Below are 26,039 nucleotides of genomic sequence, written 5' to 3'. Positions count from 1 at the left end.
CGACTAGCCCCCGCCCCGCCCTCGCCGTGTCGCCCCCACCCCGCACCCCCGCACGGATGGCGAACTGAGCCTTACCTCACAGCTCCGGTGTCCGCACGGCGTTCTACTCTGGTGGGTGCGCTGCCCAAGGGAGGGCAGCCGCTGTCTGCCGAGTGAGGAATGGCCGTAATGCCAGAGTTTGCGTACTCCGATCTGCTCCCCCTGGGAGAGGACACCACGCCGTATCGTCTGGTGACCTCCGAGGGTGTCTCCACCTTCGAAGCCGACGGTCGTACGTTCCTCAAGGTCTCCCCGGAGGCGCTGCGCACGCTGGCCGCCGAGGCCATGCACGACATCTCCCACTACCTGCGCCCGGCCCACCTGGCGCAGTTGCGGCGGATCGTGGACGACCCCGAGGCGTCGTCCAACGACAAGTTCGTCGCGCTCGACCTGCTGAAGAACGCGAACATCGCCGCCGCCGGCGTCCTGCCGATGTGCCAGGACACCGGCACCGCGATCGTCATGGGCAAGCGCGGGCAGAACGTACTCACCGAGGGCGGTGACGAAGAGGCCTTGTCGCACGGCATCTTCGACGCGTACACCAAGCTCAACCTCCGCTATTCACAGATGGCTCCGCTCACCATGTGGGAGGAGAAGAACACCGGCTCGAATCTGCCCGCGCAGATCGAGCTGTACGCCACCGACGGCGGCGCGTACAAGTTCCTCTTCATGGCGAAGGGCGGCGGCTCGGCCAACAAGTCGTTCCTCTTCCAGGAGACGAAGGCCGTCCTCAACGAGGCCTCCATGATGAAGTTCCTGGAGGAGAAGATCCGTTCGCTGGGTACGGCCGCCTGCCCGCCGTATCACCTGGCGATCGTCGTCGGCGGTACGTCGGCCGAGTTCGCGCTGAAGACCGCCAAGTACGCCTCCGCGCACTACCTGGACGAGCTGCCCGCCGAAGGCTCCCCCACGGGGCACGGCTTCCGGGACAAGGAGCTGGAGGAGAAGGTCTTCGAGCTGACGCAGAAGATCGGCATCGGCGCGCAGTTCGGCGGCAAGTACTTCTGCCACGACGTCCGTGTCGTCCGCCTCCCCCGGCACGGTGCCTCGCTGCCGGTGGCGATCGCCGTCTCCTGCTCGGCGGACCGTCAGGCCACCGCGAAGATCACCGCCGAGGGCGTCTTCCTGGAGCAGCTGGAGAAGGACCCGGCGCGCTTCCTGCCGGACACCACCGACGAGCACCTGGACGAGTCCGGGAGCGTCGTGAAGATCGACCTCAACCGGCCGATGGGCGAGATCCTCGCCGAGCTGACCAAGTACCCGGTGAAGACCCGGCTGTCGCTGACCGGACCGCTGGTCGTGGCGCGCGACATCGCGCACGCCAAGATCAAGGAACGGCTGGACGCGGGCGAGGACATGCCGCAGTACCTGAAGGACCACCCGGTCTACTACGCGGGCCCGGCGAAGACGCCCGAGGGGTACGCGTCCGGGTCCTTCGGCCCGACGACGGCCGGCCGCATGGACAGTTATGTCGCGCAGTTCCAGGCGGCGGGCGGCTCGAAGGTGATGCTCGCCAAGGGCAACCGCTCCCGGCAGGTCACCGACGCGTGCGACGCGCACGGCGGTTTCTACCTGGGCTCGATCGGCGGTCCGGCGGCGCGCCTCGCGCAGGACTGCATCAAGAAGGTCGAGGTCGTCGAGTACGAGGAGCTCGGCATGGAAGCGGTGTGGCGGATCGAGGTCGAGGACTTCCCCGCGTTCATCGTCGTCGACGACAAGGGCAACGACTTCTTCACCGAGCCCGCCCCGGCGCCGACGTTCACCAGCATCCCGGTGCGTGGCCCGGGTCTCGCCTGACGGAGCAGGCCCTCCGTGGTCACGCTCCTGCGGGACCTCTGCTCGCCCGTTTCGCGGCGAAGAGCCTCATGGTGTGGACGAGTGTGGCGCAGGCGGCGGTGATGCTGTCGTCGGTCTTCGCGCCGCCGGGGATGCGGACGGCCGCGCTGGTGGCCGTTTCCGTGGTGGTCGGCGCCTGCGGAACGCTTTTCATGGTGTCGCTGCGCAGTTCCATTCCCGAGATGGTCGGCGACGACCGCCGTTCCTGGGCGAACTCCCTTTCCATCACGGGGCGTTCACTGGCCATGGTGGACGGTTTCGCCTCGGCGGGTGTGGTGGTCTCGCTGGTCGGCTGCACCGCCGGGTTCGTGGTGGGCATGGCCACCTTCGTCCTCTGCGCCGTGACCGTGGCCCTTTGAGGGACCAGGTGCGACGGTATTCAGCCAATCTTCGGGCGCTCCGTACGCGTCCGGTCGCCCGGCCCCGCACCGGCACGCCCGGCGCGGATGCGCTGCCGGTCCCACCGGCCCGAACCCCGGGGCCGCTCCGGCACCCTGAGCGGGGCTGTCCATGCACTCGGCGCGCGAGCTGTGCGGGAACGCGGACCCCGGCCGTCCGGCCGCCGTCCTGGGCGCGTTCGTGACGTCCGGCTGACGTACGGCCGCGTGTGCGGTGCGGGACGGCTCGGGTCCACGCCCGGGCCGCCCCGCACCGCGTGACGGAGTTACGCGAATCGCTGCTGCGCGCTGCCGTCGCAGTTCTGCAGCTTGAGCGGGTCCTTGGCCGCCGCGAGCGTCAGACACAGTCCGGTCGAGGCCGCCGGGCGTACCGTGCCCGACTGCTTGACGAACTGCTGGTTGGCCGCGCCCGAGCAGTTCCACAGGATGAGCGTGGCGCCGGCCTTGTAGTCGGCGCCCGGCACATCGAGGCACCGCTCGTGACTCAGCTCCGTACGGATGGTCTTCGTGCCGGAGTCGTACCACCAGCCCTGGTTGCGGCCGCCGTGGCAGTCCCAGCCGGCGATCCGGGTGTTGTTGCGGGTCACCGAGGCGGGAACGTCCACGCAGGTGCCCGTGGCCTCGTTCTTCAGGGGCTTGAAGACGTCGTCCCACGCCGCGGCCTGGAGAACCGGCTGTCCGGTGCTCGCCGGGTCGGCGCAGCTCGCCTCGCGCAGGGACGAGTTGTAGATCTGGGTGAGGCAGGAGGCGAAGGCGGCGTGGCCGCGCGCGTTCGGGTGGAAGGACTGCCGGACGGAGTTGGAGTCCGGCGGGAAGTGCGACAGGTCGATGTAGAGGCCGCGGGCCCAGGTGTTCCCGCTGCACACCTCGTGGCCGTGGAAGAGCCGGGAGTTGTCGAGGTAGACGGCTCCGGTGTCGGCGGCGGCCTTGCGCATGCCGCGTTCGAAGGCGGGGACCGCGACGTTACGGCCCCAGGCGGCGTCGGAGTCGTATCCGGCGCAGCCACCGGGAAGCTTGCCCGGGAAGTTCGGGTTGTCGTAGAAGTCCGGGCCGATCGGGCTCGGGTAGCCCATGACGACGAGCTTGTAGTCGCCGTTTCCGTATCCGGCGCCGGACATGACGGTCCTCAGGTCGCGCACCGTCTTCTCGACCTTGGGAACGAGTCCGTCGACGCGCGCCTGCCAGCCGGCCTCGTACTTCGGCTGGCAGGTCCCCTGGGAGAGCACCCAGCGCTGGACGCAGTCCGTCATGACCGGGCCGAACTGGAGGTCGTCATTGGCGCCCGCGACCAGCAGGATCATCTTGATGCGGGTGTTGCGGGCCTTGATGGCGAGGTTGTCGCTCTGCACGAGTTCGTCGGCGTACTGCTTCGATCCGCCGATCACGATGTTGCCGGTGTACGCGCCGGAGCAGGCGACGTTGTACGTGACGTCGGCCGGGATTCCGGTGCGGTGGATGGCGGAGTCGGGCGAGCGGTGGCACCAGTTGTCGGGGCCGTTGGTGCCCGCCTCGTACGTGCCGACGCCCTCGCCGGAGATCTCGCTGTCGCCCAGCGAGATCAGCCCCGTCTTGCGGTCTGCGAGCGGGCGCTCGGCCGGGTCGCCGTACAGCCGGGTGGCTTCGGCGGCGCGGATGGCCTCCAACTCGGGCGACAGGGGGGTGGATGCGGTAGTGGTGGTAGCGGACCGGTCCGCCGCGCCGGCCGGTCCCGCGGCGGCGGCCATACCGCCGAAGGCCGCCGCCATGGCCACGGCGGCCGCGGCCGTACAGCGAAGTCTGTGTCTGGTGCGCCTCATTGTGTCTCCCCGGGTTTGTGGTTACCCCCGGTATTTACTGGTCGGTAGCCGACTTGGGAATAGACAGAACAAGACAAGTGCTCAACTTTTTCAGGAGGTTGCATCCCATGGACGAGTCACAGGCCGGTACGCAGTCCCCCACGAGCGATACGGATTTCCGCATCGAGCACGATTCGATGGGCGAGGTGAGGGTGCCCGCGGAGGCCAAGTGGCGGGCCCAGACGCAGCGCGCGGTGGAGAACTTCCCGATCTCCGGGCAGCGCCTGGAGCGGAGCCACATCGAGGCCCTGGCCCGGATCAAGACGGCCGCGGCCAAGGTGAACGCCGAACTGAAGGTGCTCGACCCGGACATCGCCCTGGCCATCCAGGAGGCCGCCGAGGAGGTCGCCGATGGGCGCTGGGACGCGCACTTCCCGATCGACGTCTTCCAGACCGGGTCCGGCACCTCGTCCAACATGAACACCAATGAGGTCGTGGCCACCCTCGCCACCGAGCGCCTGGGCCGCGAGGTCCACCCGAACGACCACGTCAACGCCTCGCAGTCGTCCAACGATGTCTTCCCGTCCTCCATCCACATCGCCGCGACCGCCGCCGTCACCGGCGAGCTGATCCCGGCGCTGGACCATCTGGCCGCCGCACTGGAGCGCAAGTCCGCCGAGTTCGCGACGGTCGTGAAGTCGGGCCGTACGCATCTGATGGACGCCACGCCCGTGACCCTGGGCCAGGAGTTCGGCGGCTACGCGGCGCAGATCCGGTACGGCATCGAGCGGCTGCGCGCCTCCCTCCCGCGCCTCGCCGAGCTGCCGCTGGGCGGCACGGCCGTCGGCACCGGCATCAACACCCCGCCCGGCTTCTCCGCCGCCGTCATCGCCGAGGTCGCCCGCGCCACCGGGCTGCCGCTCACCGAGGCCAGGGACCACTTCGAGGCGCAGGGCGCGCGGGACGGGCTCGTCGAGACGTCCGGCCAGCTCCGTACCCTCGCCGTCTCGCTCACCAAGATCTCCAACGATCTGCGCTGGATGGCGTCCGGACCGCGCACCGGCCTGGCCGAGATCAGCCTGCCCGATCTCCAGCCGGGCTCGTCGATCATGCCGGGGAAGGTGAATCCGGTCGTTCCCGAGGCCGTCCTGATGGTTGCGGCCCAGGTGATGGGCAACGACCAGACGGTCGCCGTCGCGGGCGCGGCGGGCAACTTCGAACTGAACGTGATGCTTCCGGTCATCGCGAAGAATCTGCTGGAGTCGGTACGGCTGCTGGCCCATGCCTCCCGGCTGCTCGCGGACCGCACGATCGACGGGATCACCGCGAACGTCGAACGGGCCAGGGAATACGCCGAGTCCTCGCCGTCCGTCGTCACCCCGCTGAACAAGTACATCGGGTACGAGGAGGCGGCGAAGGTCGCGAAGAAGTCCCTCGCGGAACGCCGGACGATCCGCGAAGTCGTACTGGACTCGGGATATGTCGAGCGCGGCGCCCTCACGGTGGAGCAGCTCGACGAGGCGCTGGACGTGTTGCGCATGACCCGCCCCTGACACGCCTCGCAGCGACGGGGCCACGGCATCTCGCGAGCCGGGCGCCCATTCGGTGAGCTCCTCTAAGATCTGCCCATGGCAGGTACGGAGTACATCGAGCACTGGCCGCCGGGCGAGCAGATCCTGTGGCGCTACCGCGACCACGGCCCGCTGCCCGGGGAGGCCACGCCGGACCCCGCCCCCGGCCCGGTCCACATCTGCCGCCCCGTCACCGTCGTCCAGGACACCGACGAGTTGCTCGCCGTTTGGGTCGCGCCCGGCACCGAGTGCGTGAAGCCGGTACTGGCCAACGGCACCGAGGTGCACGACGAGCCGCTCGCCACCCGCTACACCGCCCCGCGCACCACCGCCCGCTCGGCCTGGCTCGGCAACGGCGTGCTGAAGCTCGCCCGTCCCGGTGACCCCTGGTCGGTGTGGCTGTTCTGGGATCCCGGCTGGAGGTTCCGCAGCTGGTACGTGAACCTGGAGGAACCGCGCACCCGCTGGGCGGGCGGCGTCGACTCCGAGGATCACTTTCTCGACATCTCCGTCTACCCGGACCACAGCTGGGTCTGGCGCGACGAGGACGAGTTCGCCCAGGCGCAGCGGGTCGGTCTGCTGGCCCCGCGAACCGCTCAACGGGTACGGGAGGCGGGCCGCGCGGCCGTCGAGGTGATCCGGGACTGGGGCGCGCCGTTCCGGGACGGCTGGGAGAACTGGCGGCCCGATCCGCGGTGGCTCGTTCCGGCACTTCCGGATGACTGGGACCGTACCCCCTCCCCCATGACGTCGTGAGACCCTTGATGTACCCCAGGGGGGCAAACGTAGGATCACCCTCCGGAGGGTCGCACCACTCCAACCGTCGTGCGGGGCACCGGACCTGACCGTAAGTCATCGCACGAGCACCACGCACTGCATGAGCTGTATGAGCCACATCAGTCGTATGAATCGTATGAGCCACTACGAGGGGGTGGAGACGTGCTTGCTGTCGCCCGCCCCGTCACCGGAAACGTTGTCAGCACATCACCCTGCGGGCATCCGGTTTCGGCCCCTCTTTCGGGGGCATCCGGTGACAGCCGTTGTGATCGCTGCTCTTGCCGGGGCACAGTAGCGCCCCACGAGGTGATTGCCTCATACAACCGGCCCGGACGGACGGAATCCCACGCGTGACGGAGCATCCCACCTCCCACGAAGGCCGGCAGCCTCTCGCCGCCCGGTCGCAGGAACGCACCCGGCCGCGGCAGCAGGATGCCGCGTCGGCCGCTTCCCCTGCCACCGCCGCGATTCCCGGCCCCGCCACGGCGCCGGGCGCCGGAGCGAATCCGGCGGCCTCCGCCGCGAACCCCGGCCCCGCAGGACTCGACCCCCAGGCCGCGGCCCGTCGCGAAGGCGACCGGCTGCGTTTCGTGGGGGCGGCCACCCGGCGGATCGCCCGCGGCATAGACCTGGACGAGATCGTGCTCGGCCTGTGCCGGGCCAGCGTGCCGACGTTCTCCGACGCCATACTGGTCTACCTCCGCGACCCGCTCCCGGTCGGCGACGAGCGGCCGGTCTCCCCCTTCGTGCTGCGGCTGCGCCGGTCCGACCGGCTGCGGCTGAACGAGGAGAATGCCGAGACCTCGTCGGAGATCGAACGCCTGCGGCTGCCCGCCATCGATCCGCACGGCGATCTGCCGCCCGCGGCCGAGCTGTGCGAGGTCCGCTCGGGCGGCGCGCTCGCCGAGGTGCTGCGCGGGGTGCGGCCGGTCTTCGGGGACTCCGCGGCGGCCCGCGCAGCGCTGCCCGAACTGCTCGGCGCCGGCCGGACCGTACCCACCGGACACCGCGCGATCCTCGCCCCGCTGCGCGGCCGGCGGCGGGTGATCGGCGCCGCCGTCTTCCTGCGCGGGACCGAGCGGCTGCCCTTCGAGGCCAATGACCTGCTGGTCGCCGCCCAGTTGGCGACGCACACCGCGCTCGGCATCGACAAGGCCATGCTGTACGGCCGCGAGGCGTACATCGCCGACGAGCTCCAGCGCACCATGCTGCCCGACTCGCTCCCGCAGCCGACCGGTGTCCGGCTCGCCTCCCGCTATCTCCCGGCCGCCGAGACGGCCCGGGTCGGCGGCGACTGGTACGACGCGATCCCGCTGCCCGGGAGCAGGGTCGCCCTGGTCGTCGGGGACGTCATGGGCCACTCCATGACCTCGGCGGCGATCATGGGCCAGCTGCGCACCACCGCGCAGACCCTCGCCGGGCTCGACCTGCCGCCGCAGGAGGTGCTGCACCACCTCGACGAGCAGGCGCAGCGGCTCGGCAGCGACCGCATGGCGACGTGCCTCTACGCGGTCTACGACCCCGTCGCGCACCGCATCACCATCGCCAACGCCGGGCATCCGCCGCCCGTCCTGCTCCACCTGGACGGCCGCGCGGAGGTGCTGCGGGTGCCGTCCGGTGCCCCGATCGGCGTCGGCGGTGTGGACTTCGAGGCCGTCGAGCTGGACGCGCCCGCGGGCGCCACGCTGCTGCTGTACACCGACGGTCTGGTGGAGTCCCGGCTGCGGGACGTCTGGACCGGGATCGAGATGCTGCGCGAACGGCTCGCCGCCACCGCCCGGCTGACCGGCCCGGACCATTCGCCGCCGCTGGAGGCGCTGTGCGACGACGTCCTGGACATGCTCGGCCCCGGTGACCGGGACGACGACATCGCGCTGCTCGCCGCCCGGTTCGACGGGATCGCGCCGAGTGATGTCGCGTACTGGCACCTGGAACCGGAGGAGACCGCTCCGGGACGGGCCCGCAGGCTGGCCCGCCGGGCGCTGAACCGATGGGGGCTCGAGGAACTCTCCGACTCGGTGGAGCTGCTGGTCAGCGAGGTGGTGACCAACGCCGTGCGCTACGCGGAGCGACCGGTGACGCTGCGACTGTTGCGTACCGACATCCTGCGCTGCGAGGTCGGCGACGACGCCCCGCAGCTGCCCCGGCAGCGCCGGGCCCGGGACATGGACGAGGGCGGCCGCGGCCTGTTCCTCGTGAACCGGATGGCCCGGCGGTGGGGGGCCACGCGGCTGTCGACGGGCAAGGTGGTCTGGTTCGAGATGCCGGCCCGGGGCCAGTAGAAGAGGCAGGGAGAGGGGTCCGGACCAGGTTGGGAGAAGGGGCCGGACCGGGCGGGGAAAGGGGTCCGGACCAGGCACGGACGGGAACCCTGCACGGACGGTAGCCAAATGTTGCCGACCTCCTGTCGGCGGAGTTGACTTCAGTCGTGAACGAGACGACCTGACCGAAACCCCCACCGACGGGAGGACGCTCGTGCCTGAGGAAACGAAGACCAGGAACACTCCCTACACCACGAACAACGCCGGTAACCCGGTGGAGAGCGACGAACACTCGCTCACCGTCGGGTCCGACGGACCGATCCTGCTCCAGGACCACTACCTCATCGAGAAGATGGCCCAGTTCAACCGTGAACGGGTCCCCGAGCGCGTGGTCCATGCCAAGGGCTCCGGCGCCTACGGCTTCTTCAAGGTGACCAACGACGTCAGCCAGTTCACCAAGGCCGACCTCTTCCAACCGGGCAAGCAGACCGCCATGCTCGCCCGCTTCTCCACGGTCGCCGGCGAACAGGGCTCCCCCGACACCTGGCGCGACCCCCGTGGATTCGCCCTGAAGTTCTACACGGAGCACGGCAACTACGACATGGTCGGCAACAACACGCCGATCTTCTTCGTGCGCGACCCGATGAAGTTCCAGGACTTCATCCGTTCACAGAAGCGCCGCCCGGACAGTGCGGTGCGCGACCACGACATGCAGTGGGACTTCTGGACGCTCTCCCCCGAGTCCGCGCACATGGTGACGTGGCTGATGGGCGACCGGGGCATCCCGAAGACGTACCGCAACATGAACGGCTACAGCTCGCACACCTATATGTGGGTGAATGCCGGCGGCGAGAGGTTCTGGGTCAAGTACCGCTTCAAGACCGACCAGGGCATCGACTTCTACCCGCAGGCCGAGGCCGACGAGATGGCGGGCATCGACGGCGATGTCCACCGCCGCGACCTGTACGAGTCGATCAAGCGCGGTGACCACCCGAGCTGGACGCTGTACGTCCAGATCATGCCGTTCGAGGACGCGCCGGACTACCGGTTCAACCCGTTCGACCTCACGAAGGTGTGGCCGCACGGCGACTACCCGGAGATCGAAGTCGGCCGGATGACGCTCGACGAGAACCCGGAGGACTTCTTCGTCCATATCGAGCAGGCGTCCTTCGAGCCGTCGAACCTGGTGCCCGGCATCGGCCCGTCGCCCGACAAGATGCTGCTCGGCCGGCTCTTCTCGTACCCGGACACCCACCGGTACCGGATCGGCCCGAACTACGCGCAGCTGCCCCCGAACCGTCCGCGGTTCGGCCGGAACTCGTACGCGAAGGACGGCCCCATGCGGTACGAGCCGACGCGCACGGGAGCGGTCTACGCACCGAACTCGTACGGCGGTCCGGCGGCGGACACCGAGCGCTTCGGCGACCCGGCGGGCTGGGCCACGGCGGGCGAGATGGTGCACGAGGCGTACAAGCTGCACCGCGAGGACGACGACTGGGGCCAGGCGGGGACGCTGGTGCGCAAGGTCCTCGACGACGCGGCGCGCGAGCGCCTGGTCTCGAACATTTCCGGCCATTTGCTGGACGGTGTGAGCGCCCCGGTCCTGAAGCGGGCGCTGCAGTACTGGCGCAACGTGGACAAGGACCTCGGCGACCGGATCGCCCAGAAGGTCAACGGCGGCTGACCCCGTCGTACGCGAACACACGGGTCAGGGGCGGTGCCGGCCGGCACCGCCCCTGACTCATGCGTTCACTGCCCGGCCGGGTTGCCGTTGGCCTGGTGGCCCGGCCGTCCGGAGCTCAGTCCGTCGCCGGGCAGGATCGGGGACTCGCTCGGCGGCGGCACGTCCGGCGACTGGCTCGGCGGCGGCTCGGGCGACTGGCTGGCCGACTGGCTGGGCGTGTCGCTCGGGCTCTGCGCCGGCGGGCTCGACGGCTGGGACGACGACGGGTCGGGGCTCTGCGACGGCGAAGTGGTCGTCGACGGGCTCGTCGGCAGGGTGACCTGGCCGGGCTCGACGTCCTGGAGGTCGAACCGGGCGTCGGAGCCTCCGTTCAGCGCGCCCAGGGTGTAGTCCGCCCAGATCTGCGCCGGGAAGCCGCCACCGTTGGCCCGGCCGGAGTTGGCGGTACCGGTCAGGCTGACCTGGCCGCCGCCGTCCTTGGGGGATTCACCGAAGAGCGCCACGACCGTGGTGAGCTCCGGGGTGTAGCCCGCGAACAGGGCGGCCTTGTTGTTCTCCGAGGTGCCCGTCTTGCCGGCCGCCTCGTATGCCGAGGTGTTGGCCGCCTGTCCGGAGCCGCTGTCCACGACGCCCTTCAGCACGGAGGTCACGGTGTCGGCGGACTTGCGGCTGATCACCTGGTCGCCGATGCCCTTGACCGGCTCGACCGTCCGTTCGCGGTGCTTGGCGGACTTCACGATGAAGGGGGTGACCTTCTTGCCGTGGTTGTCGAGCGTGGCGTACGCGCCCGCCATGTCCCAGGTGGAGGCGTTCATCGTGCCGAGCGTGATGGCGGGGCGCTCGGGGAAGTTCTTGTCGGGCAGACCGAGCCCCAGCGCGGTCTTCTTCACCGCGCTCGGGCCGACGTCGACGACCATCTGCGCGAAGACCGAGTTGATCGACTTGTTCATCGCGGTCTGCACGGTGACGTCGCCGTAGCTCCGGTTGTCCTCGTTCTCCGGGCTGTACGGGGTGTCGCTGCCCACGACCGGCCGCTTGCTGGTGCCGTCGTAGCGGGTGTTGACGCCGATCAGATCGCCGTCCTGGGTCTTCGACTCGTTCTCCAGCGCGGAGGCGAGCACCAGCGGCTTGAAGGTGGAGGCGGGCTGGTAGTCCTGGCGCGTGGCGTTGGAGATGTAGTGCTTGACGTAGTCCACTCCGCCGTAGAGCGCGACGACGGCGCCGGTCTTCGGGTCGACGGAGGTGGCACCCGCCTGGACGGTCGCGTCGACCTTGTTGCCCTTGCGGTCCAGCTTGGACTCCAGCTGGCGGTCGACCGCCTTCTCCAGCTCCTTCTGCCGCTTCTTGTCGATGTTGAGCGTGAAGGTCCAGCCGCCGGCCCGCCGCACGTCCTCCGTGATGCCCTGCTTGTCCAGCTCCTTGTTGGCCGCATCCACGAGGTAGCCGGTCTGGCCCTCCATGCCGCGGGCGGGCTTGGGCTTGTCCGGGACGGGGAACTTCAGGCTGTCGCGCTCGGACTTGTCGAGCCAGTGCATCTCGACCATGTTGTCGAGCGTGTAGCCCCAGCGGTCCTTGACGAGCTTCTTGCCGGTCGGCGTCGCGGTCGCCCAGTCGTACTGGCTGGGGGCCTGGAGCAGCGCGGCCAGGTAGGCGCCCTGGGAGACGTCGAGGTCCTTGGCGTCGACCCCGTAGTAGGCCTGTGCCGCGGCCTGGATGCCGCTCGCGCCGCGTCCGTAGTACGCGGTGTTGATGTACCCGGCGAGGATGTCGTCCTTGCTCTTCTTCTGGTCGACCTTGAGGGAGATCACCAGTTCCTTGAGCTTGCGGCTGATCGTCGGGTCCTGCGTCAGGTAGTAGTTCTTCACGTACTGCTGGGTGATGGTCGAGCCACCCTGCTTGCCCTTGCCGGTGACGGTGTTGAAGAGGCCGCGCGCGGTGCCCTTCAGGTCGACGCCCTTGTCCTTGTAGAACGTCTTGTTCTCGGCGGCGACGAAGGTGTGCTGCACCTCCTTGGGAACCTCGGCGAGATCCACGATCTGCCGGTTGACCCCGTCACCGGTGCGGGTCATCACCGTGCCGTCGCTGTACTGGTAGACGTTGCTCTGCCGCTCGGCCAGGGCGTTGGCCTTGGGTATGTCCACGTACATGTACAGCGCCACGAAGGCGCCCATCATCAGCAGGCAGAACCCGAAGAACGTGCCCAGCATCTTCCGCCAGGTGAAGAGTCTGCGTATGCCGCCGCTCTTCGCAGCCCGCCGCGACCCACGCCGCGCATCCGCTCGACCCATCTCTGTGTTGCTCCCGATTCTCTGCTCGACCAGATCAGCTCAGCCCAGCCAGCTAACACCGTCGGCAAGGACAAATAGCAAGCGATGCGGTCTTTTCCGGACGTGACAATCAGCACCCGCTCTCTAGGGAACCGACTCATGAGAGGCGCTCAGGGTTGCGAATCCCGGTAATGTGTAATCACATTGCTAGCACCGAGTCAGTCTCCGCCGGCTACGGCCGGTCTTTCGAAACGGGGGATTCCATGCCGGACCAAGGCAATCCGCACACCGTGTCCACCCTGACCGCCGACCTCACGCCCGACGCCCCCGAGATGCCCGAACCGCAGGTGAGAGAGGTGACGGCGCACAGCATCCCCGGCGGCGTCGGCCTGCTGCTGACCGTGATCGGGGTGATCGCCGGCATCGGCCTGGCCGTCGTCGGCGGCGTCGTCGGCTCGAACGGGAACAACGGAGTGGGCGTCCCGGTCTGCATCGCCGGGATCCTGCTCGCCATCGCCTCGTTCTTCTGTATGACGGGTGTGAAGATGGTCGCACCGGGCGAGGCACGGGTGATACAGCTCTTCGGCCGGTACGTCGGCACGATCCGTACCGACGGGTTGCGCTGGATCAACCCGCTCACCAGCAGCCGGAAGATCTCCACCCGGGTCCGCAACCACGAGACCGCGGTCCTGAAGGTCAACGACGCCTACGGCAACCCGATCGAGCTCGCCGCGATCGTCGTCTGGAAGGTCGAGGACACCGCGCAGGCGCTCTTCGAGGTCGACGACTTCCTGGAGTTCGTCGCCACCCAGACCGAGGCGGCCGTCCGGCACATCGCGATCGAGTACCCGTACGACGCCCACGAGGAGGGCGGCCTCTCCCTGCGCGGCAACGCGGAGGAGATCACCGAGAAGCTGGCCGTGGAGCTCACCGCCCGGGTGCAGGCCGCCGGTGTGCGGATCATCGAATCGCGCTTCAGTCATCTCGCGTACGCGCCCGAGATCGCCTCCGCGATGCTTCAGCGCCAGCAGGCCGGCGCGGTGGTCGCGGCCCGGCAGCAGATCGTCGAGGGCGCGGTCGGCATGGTCGAGATGGCGCTGACCCGGATCGCCGAACAGGACATCGTCGAACTGGACTCGGAGCGGAAGGCGGCCATGGTCAGCAATCTGATGGTGGTGCTGTGCGGCGACCGTGCGGCGCAGCCGGTCCTCAATACGGGCACTCTCTACCAGTGACCGAACAGACCCCGGCACGTCGGACCCCGCCGCAGCGCAAGCAGATGCTGCTGCGGCTGGACCCCGCGGTGCACGACGCACTGGCCCGCTGGGCCGCCGACGACCTGCGCAGCGCGAACGCCCAGATCGAGTTCCTGCTGCGCAGGGCGCTGGCGGAGGCGGGCCGCCTGCCGGGCACGGCCCGCCCGATTCCCCGCCGGGGACGCCCCCCGAAGGACAGACCGGGCCCGTCCGAGGATTGAGGCCCAGGGGTCCGGGGGTCCAGAGGTCCGGGGGCGGGGCCCGGAGGCGGGGATCCAGGGCGGGAGCCCGGTATACACGCGAGGTATACACACTGAGTACAGTGTTGCGCATGTCTATCGGCCACACCTTGCTCGGACTCCTGGAGTCCGGCCCCCGCCACGGCTACGACCTCAAGCGCACGTTCGACGAGAAGTTCGGCCACGACCGCCCCCTGCACTACGGGCAGGTCTACTCGACCATGTCCCGGCTCCTGAAGAACGGCCTCGTCGAGGTCGACGGCGTCGAGAGCGGCGGCGGTCCCGAGCGCAAGCGGTACGCCATCACCGAGGCGGGCATCACCGACGTCGGCGCCTGGCTCGCGCAACCGGAGAAGCCCGAGCCGTACCTCCAGTCGACGCTCTACACCAAGGTCGTCCTCGCCCTGCTCACCGGCCGCAGCGCCGAGGCCCTGCTGGACACCCAGCGCACCGAGCACCTGCGTCTCATGCGCATCCTCACCGACCGCAAGCGCAAGGGCGACCTCGCCGATCAGCTGATCTGCGACCACGCGCTCTTCCACCTCGAAGCCGATCTGCGCTGGCTGGAACTGACCGCCGCCCGGCTGGACCGGCTCGCCGCGGAGGTGGGCGCGTGATCCCCGCCGGCTCCCTCCTCGTCGCCGACGGCCTGTACAAGTCGTACGGCTCCACGCCCGCGCTCGACGGTGCCTCGTTCTCCATCCATCCCGGCGAGGTCGTCGCCGTGATGGGCCCGTCCGGCTCCGGCAAGTCGACCCTGCTGCACTGCCTCGCCGGAATCGTCACCCCCGACAGGGGCACGATCACCTACGCGGGCCGCAAGCTCTCCGCGATGTCGGACGCCGAACGCAGCGCCCTGCGCCGCACCGAGTTCGGCTTCGTCTTCCAGTTCGGCCAGCTCGTCCCGGAGCTGACGTGCGTGGAGAACGTCGCCCTGCCGCTCCGGCTGAGCGGCACCAGGCGCAAGGCCGCCGAAGCCACCGCCCGCCACTGGCTGGAGCGTCTGGAGGTCGACACCGTCGCCGCCAAACGCCCCGGCGAGGTATCCGGCGGCCAGGGCCAGCGCGTCGCGGTGGCCCGTGCGCTGGCCGCCTCCCCGAAGGTGATCTTCGCCGACGAGCCGACCGGCGCCCTGGACTCCCTCAACGGCGAGCGGGTGATGGAACTGCTCACCGAGGCGGCCAGGTCCGCCCAGGTCGCCGTGGTCCTGGTGACCCACGAGGCCCGGGTGGCCGCGTACTCCGACCGCGACGTCACCGTGCGCGACGGCCGGACCCGCGACCTGGAGCACGCGCTGTGACCCTGCTCGACCACAAGAACGCCCCGGCCGAGGCAGCACCCCGCCCCACCGAGCCCACCGGCTTCACCGCCCTGCTGCGCGACCTCGCCCTCGGCGTCCGGTTCGCCTCCTCCGGCGGGCGCGAGGGCTGGATCCGCACGCTGCTGACCGCCGTCGGTGTCGGCCTCGGCGTGACGCTGCTGCTCGTCGCCGCCTCCGTACCGCACATGCTCGACCACCGCTCCGCGCGCGACCAGGCCCGCTCCGAGACCAAGATCTCGAAATCGCCCGACGCCCAGGCCGAGAAGTCCGACACGTCAGTGCTCCGGATCAACGCGGAGACCGAGTACCGCGGCCGTACCATCTTGGGCTTTCTCATGCGTGCGGACGGTACGCACCCGGTCGTGCCGCCGGGCGTCGGGCGCTTCCCCGGGCCGGACGAGATGGTGGTCTCCCCCGCCCTGAAGGAGCTGCTGGCCTCCCCCGAAGGCAGCCTGCTCAAGGAGCGGCTGCCGGACCGGATCATCGGCACGATCGGCGACGCGGGCCTGGTCGCCCCGGGCGAGCTGCTCTACTACGCGGGCAGCGACACCCTGACCCCCGCCAACGGCGGCCACCGGATCGCCGGTTACGGCGACCCGGGCCCGCCCGAGCCCATGTCCCCGATCCTCATCGTGCTGGTCATCATGATCTGCGTCGTGCTGCTGGCGCCGGTCGCGATCTTCATCGCGACGGCCGTGCGGTTCGGCGGCGACCGCCGCGACCGCAGGCTCGCCGCGCTGCGTCTGGTCGGTGCGGACATCCGGATGACCCGCCGGATCGCGGCCGGCGAGGCGTTCTTCGGAGCGGCGCTCGGCCTGCTGTTCGGCCTCGCCTTCTTCCTGGCGGGGCGTCAGCTCATGGCCTACGTCGAGGTGTGGGACGTCAGCGCCTTCCCGGCGGACCTGGTCCCCGCACCCTGGCCGGCGACGCTGATCGCCGTCGCGGTTCCGGTGGCGGCGGTGCTCGTCACGCTGGCCGCCCTGCGTTCCGTGGTGATCGAACCGCTCGGCGTCGTACGCAACGGCCGCAACCGCAGGCGCCGGCTCTGGTGGCGGCTGCTGGTGCCGGTCGCGGGACTGGCGGTGCTCGGGCTGACCGGCAAGGTCGACGAGTTCTCCCCGGTGAATCCGTACCCGATCGCGGGCGGTGCCGTACTGGTGCTGGTCGGGCTCGCGCTGCTGCTGCCCTGGCTGGTCGAGGCGTGCGTGAACCGGCTGCGCGGCGGCCCGGTGCCCTGGCAGCTCGCCACCCGCAGGCTCCAGCTGAGCAGCGGGGCGGCCTCCCGCGCGGTCAGTGGCATCACGGTCGCGATCGCCGGTGCGGTGGCGCTGCAGATGCTGTTCGCCGCGGTGGGCGACGAGTTCAACCGGATGACGGGGCAGGACACGAGTCGCGCCCAGTTCTACACGTTCTCCGAAACCGTCACGGGTGACGCGGCCACCCGGACCATCCAGAAGTTCCGGGCCACCAAGGGCGTGACCAGGGTGATCGGGATGGTCGAGACGTTCGTGGTCAAGCCGGGCAAGTACAAGGGCGACGACGTCCAGCCCACCACCTCGCTGACCGTCGGAGACTGCGCCACCGTGCGCGAGATCGCCCGGGTCGACTCCTGCAAGGAGGGCGATGTGTTCGTCGTCCATCCCCCGGGCGACAAGGAGATGTCCGACTGGGTGGACCAGACGGCCCGCAAGGGCCAGCCGGTCGAGCTCAACTATCAGGCGGGATCGATAACCGGCGAGAAGTCGAAGCTGTGGACCCTGCCCGCCGGCACTCCGACCGTCGTCGCGCGCAGTGACGCGATGGGCAAGGACCACTGGGGCATCGTGGCGACGGTCGGTGCGATCGACCCGAGGACCCTGCCGCACGCCCAGACCAACGCGCAGATACAGGTGGACCAGAGCGTCGAGGACGTCGCCGAGTACGTACGGAACACGGCGGCCGAGCTCGACCGGGGGATGCGGATCGTCACCATGGCCTCGGTGGCCCGCGACCGTCAGTACGCCAGCGTGCAGACCGGCCTCCGGGTCGGCGCGACCGCGACCCTGCTGCTGATCGCCGCGGCGATGCTGGTCTCGCAACTGGAGCAACTGCGCGAGCGCAAGCGCCTGCTCTCGGTCCTGGTCGCCTTCGGCACCCGGCGGACCACGCTCGGCTTGTCGGTCCTCTGGCAGACCGCCGTGCCCGTGGTCATCGGTCTGGTGGTCGCGATCGCGGGCGGCCTCGGCCTGGGCGCGGCGATGATCTGGATGATCGCCAAGGACGTGACCGCCTGGTGGCTGTTCCTGCCGATGGTGGGGGCGGGCGTGGCTCTGATCCTGCTCGTCACCCTGCTGTCGCTGCCGCCCCTGTGGCGCATGATGCGCCCGGACGGCCTGCGCACGGAGTGACGGCGTAGCCGCAAGAGGTGCGGTCCCCGGGGGGGGGCCGCACCCCGCGCCTTCCGCGCGGCAGGCGGCAGTGGAACAAGGCCGCCGGACCCCTACTGGCCACCCTCGCACCCATGGGCTGACGAAGCGCCAACATCCTCAGAGTGAGCGGGCGCTGATCGTGTGGTCACACCGGACTTGCCGACGACAGTGCTGCCGGCTTCAGCTTGGAGAACTCGAAGGGACCGGCTTGTCGGACGACCAGAAGTCGGAGTGCACGTTGGGAGTGGGCACGTCCTTCCCGCGGTATTCGGTGCCCTTCCCTGGAGTGGAGGGCTGCGCCACCCTCGACTTGTCCACGCAGGCCGTTTGAACCTCCAGGAAGAACTGTCCCTTGTACCCGACGGTCAAGCCCATCTTCAATACCCCGTCACCGGCATCGGCATAGACGGCAGGGAACTCCTTGTCGGGGTTGACCTTGGTGATTATGTAGCCCGACTTCTTCCATGCCCGTTCGATGATTCCGAGAAGCGAACCTCTGCGTTCCTCGGAAACCTGAGTCATGACCACAGCGCGGCGCGTGACGTCGCCGAGTTCCGGGGCGTCAGTACACATTCCACTGTCGGATTCATCGTGTGTCCACTCCAGGGGAGGGTGCACAGAAGACAGCGTGTTGCCGATGAGCCGGTCAGCCTTGTCTGCAGCCTCCTGCATATTCACACTGGAACTCCTTTGGGGAGCATGGGAATTATTGCCGCCACCCCCGCAGCCTGCTACGAAAGCTATGGCAAGCACAGGGACGGCGATGCGAGTGGGAACGTACTTCACCGCGGGGCCTCTGTAGTGATCGAGTCTGAATGTCCGGCGACGATCTTAGCGATGTTGTCCGCCGCTGAAGGGTTCCTGTCAGCGTCAAAGTACCCAGAATGCGCGGGAGTTGCCCCTTGGCCGGACAGCCAGAGCGGGAGCGGGCCGTCGCCGCTCTCCATTCTCGTGGCCCCAAACTCCTTACTCGCCGGGTCCGTACCGAACCAGATATCGTGGCCTCCCCCTGCGACTGCCCCAAGGATAGGGTTGACCGCGCCGAGCAGATCCTCTTTGGCAGGTAGCTTTGTTACGGGATCGTTGTCGGCGGAACCGACGAACACGTGCCCCTTACCGACGTTCAGTTCCGAAGCGTTGCCGGCCCCGGTACCCGGGCTGCCGAGCAGGATGATGTCGTCGGCGCCCGGGATGCCACCGTCCTGCCGGGCCGCGGTACCTACGGTGAGAGATCCGTAGGAGTGGCCGATCGCTGTAATGTGCGGGTCCTCGTGCTCGTTGGTCGCCTGAATGCCGTCCATGAACGAGTTGTAGTCAGGCGCGCCCTTGTTCGCGTCGGTCGTCGACATGACGTCCTTTAAGCCCGGTGCGTCGTATCCCAGCCAGACGATGGATGCGCTGGACGGGTCGTATTTATGGGCACCCTTCGCGGTCTGGTAGGCCCTGCGCACGGTGTCGTCCGCGAAGTCTTTGTCGAGAACCGTCCCGAGGCCCGGCACGTACGAGGAGACGTTCCTGGAGGTGTCGGGGTTGCCGTAGCTGACAATGGCTCGGCCTTTCCCCTCTGTTCCAAACCCAAGCAGGTACATGGGTGGGTGTGAACCGTGGGACAACTTAGACTGAATACCCTTCAGTCCTGCGAGTTTATCCTGCGCGCCGTCGGCCGTCTGCCCTTCGAGGCTGGCGATCACCAACGGGAGGTTCGCGCGGTTTGCTTCGTCGCGCACCGTAGCCGGGATGCCGTCGAGGTTCCCGATCACGTCGGGGAAGGACGTGATGTACTCCTGACGCTCTTCCTTGCTCAGGTGGTCCCACCATTCCTTGCGCTCAGCCGGTGACTTGTCCAGCACTTGATCTGCCAGATACTCACGGGCCGCGTTTTCCACGGCAGTAACGTCCCCCGCCACGTTCGCCCAGGTCTTCTTGTCAACCGTGAGACCAGGCGCGGCCTTGAGCTTCTGAAGAGCCGAACTGTACCGTTCGTCGATTTCACAGGCCTCACGCAGGGCATGAGCAATGCGGTCGGCGACGTCCTGGGCCTTGGCTCGGTGGGGATTCGGACTCTTCAGCTGCGGGGCATCCGGTCCCAGAGCGGGGTCGTACATGCCGTTACCGTCGCGGTACAGGCCGGGGTTTCCGGCGCCGATCAGACCGTTGTTGCCCATCACGGAGCCACCCGGTATCGCGTCACCGGTCATCGCGTTCTTGCCGCCGGCCGGGTAGTCGATGCTGCCGTTGTCGTTGACCTTGTAGCCCAGGGAGGCCACATCCTCGAGAGCATCACGCAGCCGGCGCTGCGGGGCGGTGAGTTCGGTGGCGAGGCCATCAAGTGTGCCTCGGATCAGGCCCGTCTCGGTCTGAATGTAGTGGTAGTTCTCGCCAAGGCGCTTCAGCCGCTTGACGGCTGATTCCGCCGACTCGCTTTCCTGCGTCTTGGTGAGCTGCCGCTCATGTCACCGTCGACGCGCTCGCGCGAGGCACCGGCACGGCGCATCAGCGCAGCCCAGCCGTCGGCTGCGTCGGTCAGCTCGGACAGCTTGAGGTCGCGGAGCTGCTGCCAGGTGAGTCCGGACGCCATGACTACTGCCCCATCCTCGTACCAGGAACCCTCACTGCCTTGCCCTTGGCACCCACCTCGGCGTCCACCTCTCTGAGGTCGACAGCCACCTGGCGCAGCTTGGGTTCGAGTGAACTGCACTCTTCCCGGACTGCCTTGAGGCGCTCTTCCCAGGAGCTGAGCACGGTCTTCAGCGAGCCAAGGCTGGCCAGTCCTTCGAGACCTCCGCCTATGCCCTCGTGAGCGGAGCGGAGCTCCACTCTGCACGTGCTCGTGGTGGTCTGCAGGTCATCAGCCGTACCGGCGGCCTCGGTCCACGGTCCGCCTTTGTGCTTGAGCCTGCCCGCCCCGCCCCCGGTACTGGCCGGCTTCGCATATCCGCCTTCGCCTTGGAGGCCGTTGATCTGCATGTGCGTGGTGTGGCGCTGCGCCGCATCGGCTTTGAGCTGTTCCCATTCGTCCCACGCCATGTCTGATCTCTCCCCCCGTGTCCCGGATGCCATCCGGGCAAGCTTCCTCATGGGTCCGTCGCGCTCATTGAGGTTGCAGTTGCAGACGTTACACATTCAGTGCGCTAAGTGACGTCCGTACGATCACTCAAATCCCGGCCTGAGTATCCGTACCTGGGCCCGGTCAGGCCGAACCCGGCACACGGCCGGGTTGGCTCCTTGACTCATTCCGGCCGCCCGAATCCGTGCCCTTCCGGAGAGCCCGCGCTGCTCGGACCGCAGTTCGGCGGCTGCGAGAACTAAGAGTTTGCATAGGTAACTTGGCTTGAAGTGTTGCCGTTGCGGGCTCCCCGGGACGACCGCCATGGATCCCGTGGTTTCCCGGCGCCACGCCCCGGCCGGGTACCGAGCCCGGGGCACCTTGCCCCGGCATGCCCACCATGCGCCCACCCGACTCCGTACCGCTGCTCACGAGGGTGCACCCCTGCACGGACTCGATCGACCCGCGCCCGGCCATCCCGGGCAGGCGACCTTCAACTACGCCTCGAACAGGCCGCATTGAGGTGACAGGGTTCGTCGAGCCGCCCCTCGCCGCCTCCGTCGAAGGCCGGAGCAGCGACGGCGCTCCGGGTGGTGCCCCTGTGAGCGTGTGTCCGCTCAGGGGCGATGTCCCCTCAGGGGCGGTGGGCACCGACGAGCGCACCATCGGAAGCTTGGCAACGGAATCGAGAGACGTCCGGGCGGGCTGGTCGGAGACCACCTCGGACGTAGGGGCAGCACCCGCCAGTCCAACATGTCACTGCCGCCCCTGTGGCACATGATGCGCCCGGACGGCCTGCGCACGGAGTGACGGCGTAGCCGCAAGAGGTGCGGTCCCCGGGGGGCGCACCCCTCACCCCTTCCCCGTCACCCGTACCGGCAGCGCCCGCATCGCCTCCCGCAGCGCCGCCGCGAACTCCTCGAACTCCTCGTGCCGCGCCGCCCCCGTCCGCATCCCCAGCGCCACCCGCCGCGAAGGCGCTGGTTCCGCGAAATACCCGGTGGCCAGCGCGTCGTTGCGACCGGTCTCCACCGTCACCGCGGTACGCGGCAGCAGCGTCACCCCGAGCCCGCCAGCGACCAGTTGCACCAGCGTGGAGAGCCCGGCCGCGGTCGTGGTGACCGGCGCACCCTCCGTGCGCCCCGCCTCCCTACATATGTCGAGCGCCTGGTCACGGAGGCAGTGCCCCTCGTCGAGCAGCAGCAGCGGCAGCTCGCGCAGGGCCTCGCGCGGAATGTCGGTGCGCCCGCCCAGCCAGTGGTCCCGCTCCATCACCAATACGAAGTCCTCGTCGAAGAGCGGAAGTTCGGTCACTCCCGGCGCCCCGAGCGGCACGGCGAGCAGCAGCAGATCCAGCCTTCCCGCAGCCAGCCCCTCCAGTAGCGAGGAGGTCTGCTCCTCGTGCACTTGGAGGTCCAGCTCCGGGTAGCGCTCATGGACCAGCCGCAGCACGGTCGGCAGCAGATACGGCGCGACGGTCGGGATCACGCCGAGCCTGAGCACTCCGGTGAACGGCGCCCGAACCGCCTCGGCCTCCTCCATCAGCTCGCCCACAGCCTCCAATACCACCCGCGCCCGGACCGCGAGCCGCTCCCCGGCCGGCGAGAGCAGCACCTTGCGCGTCGTACGCTCGATGAGTTGGACACCCAGTACCTCCTCCAGCGCCGACACGGCTCCGGAGAGCGCCGGCTGACTCATCCCGATTGCTGCCGCCGCGTCCCTGAAGTGCAGATACTCGGCGACGGCCGCGAAGGCGCGCAGCTGCGACAGGCTGGGCTGCTTGGGGCGATTGCCCTGATTCCTCTGCACCATTGATAGGGACCTCCGATCATCACAACCTAGTGTAGCTATTTCCCTGATCAATGCGCTCTGCGCCAAGGCGGGATCATCCAACCCTCAGGAACTCCCCCAAAAAAGGGAATTCCTACTAATAACGCCCTGCCCGGTGCTAGCGTCCTACTCAAGTCAACTTCTGGGGAGGGGTCTGACGTGCATCCCGTAGGCGCGTATGCGCGCGTATCGGAGGACAAGGCGCTCAAGGCGAACGCTGCCGACTGGCGCGAGATCGGCGAACAGGTCGCCGAGCAGTTCAAAGACATGGATGAGGTCGCGGCCGAACTAGGCCTGACCATCACACGTCGTTACAACGACAACAACACCCCGGCCAGCAACCCGCACATCGTCCGCAAGGACTTCGAAGAGATGCTGGTCGACCTGGAGAACGGCACGATCCGGGGCATCCTCTTCTACCACGCTGACCGATTGGTCCGGCAGGAATACGATGCAGCCCGAGTAAACCGGCTGTTCCAGCTCAACCCCAAATATGTGGGGCGGGCCGTTATGGGTGGTACAGATCTGTCCACCCAAGAGGGCCGGTCAATGCTCACCATCCAGGCCACCATGGGCGGCATGGAGGTGTACAACACCGGGCGCCGTGTCGCCCGAAGGAACAAGGGCCTGGCTGAACGTGGACACATGCACGGAGCCCCGCGGCCTTTCGGATGGGCCGAAGACCGTCAGTCGCTTCACGAGACTGAAGCCGAGGTGCTTCGGGCGGCAGTTCTCGCGATTCCCGGCGGCCTCACGGTCGGCGAAGTTCGCAAGCAGTGGATCGACCTCGGGTTCGAGCCCACACGCAACAAGAAGAAGGCCGGGTCGCACAGCCTTCAGCACAGCACTGTTGAAGCGCGTCTCGTAAATCCCCGCATCTGCGGATACCGCATCTACCTGCCGCAGTCTGAGCGACGCGGTGCCAAGAAGCCCTGGCTGCCTGATTACGTCGTCTACAAGGACGGCAAGCCGGTAAAGGGTGACTGGGAAGCCATCGTTTCCCCCGAACAGTGGCAAGCCTGCGTGGCCACCATCGAGGAGCGCAAGAAGGCCAGGAAGGAAGGCCGTGCGGTGCACACCACTTCGGCCAAGTACCTGCTTTCCGGAATCGCCCGGTGCGGCAAGTGCAGCTTCCCTCTGATGTCCAACCAGTACTCGAAGGGGACCACTTCCTACGAGAGGTACGGATACCGGTACGCCTGCCTCACCACGCTTGGCGGTTGCGGTGGCGTCACCCGCGTCGGCCCCCCGATGGAAGAGCTTGTCGAGGAAATCTTCCTGATGGAGGTCCAGCGGAGCCTCGGCATGGTCGTCAAGGAAGACGAGGTCGACGAGACGAAGCACGATGCCCGGCTAGCCGAGATCGACCAGGAGATCGAAGAGGTCAACGGGCGTCGCAGGGCGAAGCGGATCAGCATGGGTACGGCTCTCGATATGATCGAGGAGCTTGAGGGTGAGCGCGACGAGCTGAACCGGCAGCGTCGCCAACTGGTCGCCGCGAAGGTCCGCAGGCAGAACGCCTCCCCCTCCCTCCTAGAGGAGTGGGAGGAATACACGGTCTCGCAGAAGAAGACCCGGCTCCGCGAGTCGATCCGGGCCGTGATGGTCCACCCCGCAGGCCGCGGGAAGAAGTTCGACCCGGAGCTGATCGAGATCGTCTGGATGGAAGACGAGTAGCAAACACCAGGAAACCCCCTCCGCCCGGCAGGGGGTTTCTTACTACTTGCTACCGGCCGCGTCCTTCAGACCCCACAGTTCGAGGTTCCGCTCGCGCCATGCCTGGCCCCGCACAGCAGGGCCCCAACATCGAGGTCGATCTCAAGGCCGGCCAGTCCCTCTTGCTCCCGAGAGGGTGGGTCCACAACCCGCTCGTCGCGGACTCTGACGAGACCAGCGTTCATCTGACGTTCGCGATCAGGGAACGGACGCCGCTGTGGCTGGCCGAGAAGTTGGTCGTCGGTGCCATCGAGGAGGGGCGTTTCCGCCGGGTCATCCGTCCTGGACAACTGGAAGGTGTCGAGCTGGGGCGGCAGCTACTGGATACCCGTGACGCCTGGTCCAGTACTTGGCAGGGATAGATGTGACCCAGGCACCTCTGGCCGTACGCCAGGCCGCCCTGACGGAGCTCGAGTACACCGCCTGACGGCCGTAACGCCGTTCCCGCGGCTGCCGCCCGCCGAAGTGCGACAAGGCCGACTGCCGCGAGCGCCACACGGTGGAGTGCGGCGTCAACCGCCTCAAGCGCCACCGCGCCGTGGCTACCAGGTACGACAAATTCGCCGTCCGCTACGAGGCGACCGTTCTGGTCGCGGCCATCAACGAGTGGCTGTGACCAGCACTTTCGAAAGTCGCCTCACTCAAGGGATCAGGTCGGAGGCGCCGACATAAACTCGCCGACCAGAGTGGGAGTTCATGCCGATGCACTTGGACATGATTCGACTCTCCCCTCAGCGAACGCCCAGCGCGTAAGCGCACCCAACGCTTGCCAGTGTCTACGATTCCGCCACGGCTGCGTGGTGATCGAGAACGAGGTGTCATGCGAGGACAACCGACCCTGGTCATGGTGCACAGCCCTCTGGTAGGGGCTTCGGTCTGGCAGCCGATCGCGAGCGCACTGCGCGCGCAAGGACACGCGACGATTGTGTCCTCCTTGGCGGAGGCGTTCGCAGGTGCTGCACCGTACTATCCAAGGATTGCTGCAACCGTCGCGAACGAAATCGACCGACACGGCGGTGACGGCCGGATCGTGCTCGTAGGGCACAGCGGCGCCGGCGCCCTGTTGCCCGCTGTCGTCGGCGCAACGACAGCGACGGTTGTCGGCACGATCTTCGTCGATGCCCTCCTACCCCACCCCGGCCGCAGCTGGTTCGACACAGTCCCAGCGGAAATGTGCGAGCAGTTGCGCGGAAAAGCCCGGGACGGGCTTCTGCTGCCCTGGAATGAGTGGTTTCCGCCGGGCACCGTCGAGGAGATCCTGCCCGACCCGCACATGCGCGCCCGCTTCTGCGGAGAGCTCCCCCGCCTGCCCTTGGCCTACTTCGAGGAGCCCGCCCCAGAACTTTCAGGGCCTGCTCCCTCTCACAGTGCCTACCTGCAGCTGAGCGATGCGTACACGGCCGAAGCTCACCAGGCTGAGCAAGAAGGCTGGCGGGTCACGCGCCGCACCGCACACCACCTGGCCATGCTCACCGAACCGCAAGAGATCAGCGCCACGCTTGGCAAACTGATCGACGGCCTCGCGCACTGACGAAGTCGATGTACGGTCCACCACGGATCCCCGGCCAGACTGCCGACTTTGAAAACGGGTCCTAGCAGCTGTAGCCGACGGTGG

20 protein-coding genes and 2 pseudogenes are annotated in these 26,039 nt (G+C 68.3%); 15 read left to right on the top strand and 7 right to left on the bottom strand.

Annotated features, from left to right (window positions below):
• Window positions 1-159: 159 nt before the first annotated feature.
• Window positions 160-1,836 carry a fumarate hydratase gene (locus tag ACZ7L9_RS06380; RefSeq protein WP_471413051.1) on the top strand — a complete coding sequence of 559 codons (1,677 nt, stop codon included), beginning with the start codon at window positions 160-162 and terminating at the stop codon, window positions 1,834-1,836.
• Between the two features lie 32 nt (window positions 1,837-1,868).
• Window positions 1,869-2,231: pseudogene (locus ACZ7L9_RS06375) on the top strand (MFS transporter); the annotation flags it as partial.
• Window positions 2,232-2,539: 308 nt separating this feature from the next.
• Here ACZ7L9_RS06375 and ACZ7L9_RS06370 read toward each other — a convergent pair.
• Entirely contained in the window at window positions 2,540-4,069 is a 1,530-nt protein-coding gene (locus ACZ7L9_RS06370; RefSeq protein WP_471413049.1) for a ricin-type beta-trefoil lectin domain protein, read from the bottom strand.
• Between the two features lie 107 nt (window positions 4,070-4,176).
• Between ACZ7L9_RS06370 and ACZ7L9_RS06365 the strand changes: the two genes are divergently transcribed.
• The 4 genes from ACZ7L9_RS06365 to ACZ7L9_RS06350 all read left to right on the top strand — a co-directional run bounded on the left by ACZ7L9_RS06365 (window position 4,177) and on the right by ACZ7L9_RS06350 (window position 10,341).
• Window positions 4,177-5,601: a class II fumarate hydratase gene (locus ACZ7L9_RS06365; protein WP_471413047.1), complete on the top strand. Its 1,425-nt coding sequence runs from the start codon at window positions 4,177-4,179 to the stop codon at window positions 5,599-5,601.
• Between the two features lie 75 nt (window positions 5,602-5,676).
• Window positions 5,677-6,375 (top strand): cytidylyl-2-hydroxypropylphosphonate hydrolase, encoded by a 699-nt coding sequence (gene fomD, locus ACZ7L9_RS06360; RefSeq protein ID WP_471413045.1) that lies wholly within the window; start codon window positions 5,677-5,679, stop codon window positions 6,373-6,375.
• A 371-nt stretch (window positions 6,376-6,746) separates the two neighbouring features.
• Window positions 6,747-8,678: a SpoIIE family protein phosphatase gene (locus ACZ7L9_RS06355; protein WP_471413044.1), complete on the top strand. Its 1,932-nt coding sequence runs from the start codon at window positions 6,747-6,749 to the stop codon at window positions 8,676-8,678.
• Between the two features lie 193 nt (window positions 8,679-8,871).
• Window positions 8,872-10,341, top strand: a complete 1,470-nt coding sequence (locus ACZ7L9_RS06350; protein WP_471413041.1) for a catalase — start codon at window positions 8,872-8,874, stop codon at window positions 10,339-10,341.
• A 65-nt stretch (window positions 10,342-10,406) separates the two neighbouring features.
• Here the strand turns inward: ACZ7L9_RS06350 and ACZ7L9_RS06345 are convergent, their stop codons facing one another.
• Window positions 10,407-12,629: a transglycosylase domain-containing protein gene (locus tag ACZ7L9_RS06345; RefSeq protein WP_471413040.1), complete on the bottom strand. Its 2,223-nt coding sequence runs from the start codon at window positions 12,627-12,629 to the stop codon at window positions 10,407-10,409.
• Between the two features lie 242 nt (window positions 12,630-12,871).
• On the opposite strand from ACZ7L9_RS06345, the gene ACZ7L9_RS06340 reads away from it, so the two are divergent.
• From ACZ7L9_RS06340 to ACZ7L9_RS06320, 5 genes are all read left to right on the top strand, one after another.
• Window positions 12,872-13,843, top strand: a complete 972-nt coding sequence (locus ACZ7L9_RS06340) for an SPFH domain-containing protein (RefSeq protein ID WP_471413038.1) — start codon at window positions 12,872-12,874, stop codon at window positions 13,841-13,843.
• Entirely contained in the window at window positions 13,840-14,085 is a 246-nt protein-coding gene (locus tag ACZ7L9_RS06335; protein WP_471413036.1) for a type II toxin-antitoxin system antitoxin, read from the top strand. Before ACZ7L9_RS06340 ends, ACZ7L9_RS06335 begins: the two co-directional genes overlap by 4 nt.
• A gap of 110 nt (window positions 14,086-14,195) precedes the next feature.
• Entirely contained in the window at window positions 14,196-14,720 is a 525-nt protein-coding gene (locus ACZ7L9_RS06330; protein WP_471413035.1) for a PadR family transcriptional regulator, read from the top strand.
• Window positions 14,717-15,403, top strand: coding sequence for an ABC transporter ATP-binding protein (locus ACZ7L9_RS06325; RefSeq protein ID WP_471413033.1), 687 nt, complete (start codon window positions 14,717-14,719; stop codon window positions 15,401-15,403). The genes ACZ7L9_RS06330 and ACZ7L9_RS06325 overlap by 4 nt, the downstream gene beginning before the upstream one ends.
• Window positions 15,400-17,811: an ABC transporter permease gene (locus ACZ7L9_RS06320; RefSeq protein ID WP_471413032.1), complete on the top strand. Its 2,412-nt coding sequence runs from the start codon at window positions 15,400-15,402 to the stop codon at window positions 17,809-17,811. Before ACZ7L9_RS06325 ends, ACZ7L9_RS06320 begins: the two co-directional genes overlap by 4 nt.
• 201 nt (window positions 17,812-18,012) lie before the next feature.
• Here ACZ7L9_RS06320 and ACZ7L9_RS06315 read toward each other — a convergent pair whose 3' ends face one another.
• The 5 genes from ACZ7L9_RS06315 to ACZ7L9_RS06295 form a co-directional block, all read right to left on the bottom strand.
• Window positions 18,013-18,504, bottom strand: a complete 492-nt coding sequence (locus tag ACZ7L9_RS06315; protein WP_471413479.1) for a hypothetical protein — start codon at window positions 18,502-18,504, stop codon at window positions 18,013-18,015.
• Window positions 18,505-18,614: 110 nt separating this feature from the next.
• A complete protein-coding gene (locus ACZ7L9_RS06310) occupies window positions 18,615-20,099 on the bottom strand; it encodes an alpha/beta hydrolase (RefSeq protein WP_471413031.1) in 1,485 nt (494 codons plus the stop codon).
• Window positions 20,100-20,221: 122 nt separating this feature from the next.
• Window positions 20,222-20,410, bottom strand: coding sequence for a hypothetical protein (locus tag ACZ7L9_RS06305; protein ID WP_471413029.1), 189 nt, complete (start codon window positions 20,408-20,410; stop codon window positions 20,222-20,224).
• A gap of 2 nt (window positions 20,411-20,412) precedes the next feature.
• Window positions 20,413-20,910, bottom strand: a complete 498-nt coding sequence (locus ACZ7L9_RS06300; RefSeq protein WP_471413027.1) for an amino acid ABC transporter permease — start codon at window positions 20,908-20,910, stop codon at window positions 20,413-20,415.
• Window positions 20,911-21,730: 820 nt separating this feature from the next.
• Window positions 21,731-22,690: a hydrogen peroxide-inducible genes activator gene (locus ACZ7L9_RS06295; RefSeq protein ID WP_471413025.1), complete on the bottom strand. Its 960-nt coding sequence runs from the start codon at window positions 22,688-22,690 to the stop codon at window positions 21,731-21,733.
• 177 nt (window positions 22,691-22,867) lie between these two features.
• On the opposite strand from ACZ7L9_RS06295, the gene ACZ7L9_RS06290 reads away from it, so the two are divergent.
• From ACZ7L9_RS06290 to ACZ7L9_RS06275, 4 genes and pseudogenes are all read left to right on the top strand, one after another.
• Entirely contained in the window at window positions 22,868-24,385 is a 1,518-nt protein-coding gene (locus tag ACZ7L9_RS06290; protein WP_471413023.1) for a recombinase family protein, read from the top strand.
• 98 nt (window positions 24,386-24,483) lie between these two features.
• The gene (locus ACZ7L9_RS06285; RefSeq protein WP_471413022.1) at window positions 24,484-24,786 is read left to right on the top strand and encodes a hypothetical protein; all 303 of its coding nucleotides are present in this window, start codon (window positions 24,484-24,486) and stop codon (window positions 24,784-24,786) included.
• Window positions 24,787-24,866: 80 nt separating this feature from the next.
• Window positions 24,867-25,040, top strand: a pseudogene (locus tag ACZ7L9_RS06280) (IS5 family transposase); the annotation flags it as partial.
• 204 nt (window positions 25,041-25,244) lie between these two features.
• The gene (locus tag ACZ7L9_RS06275) at window positions 25,245-25,955 is read left to right on the top strand and encodes an alpha/beta fold hydrolase (RefSeq protein WP_471413021.1); all 711 of its coding nucleotides are present in this window, start codon (window positions 25,245-25,247) and stop codon (window positions 25,953-25,955) included.
• The last annotated feature ends 84 nt before the right edge of the window (window positions 25,956-26,039 follow it).

Source organism: Streptomyces sp. NPDC111516 (assembly GCF_055635345.1).
The sequence above is the reverse complement of the archived record's forward strand: the minus strand, read 5'-3'. Positions and strand labels throughout refer to the sequence as shown.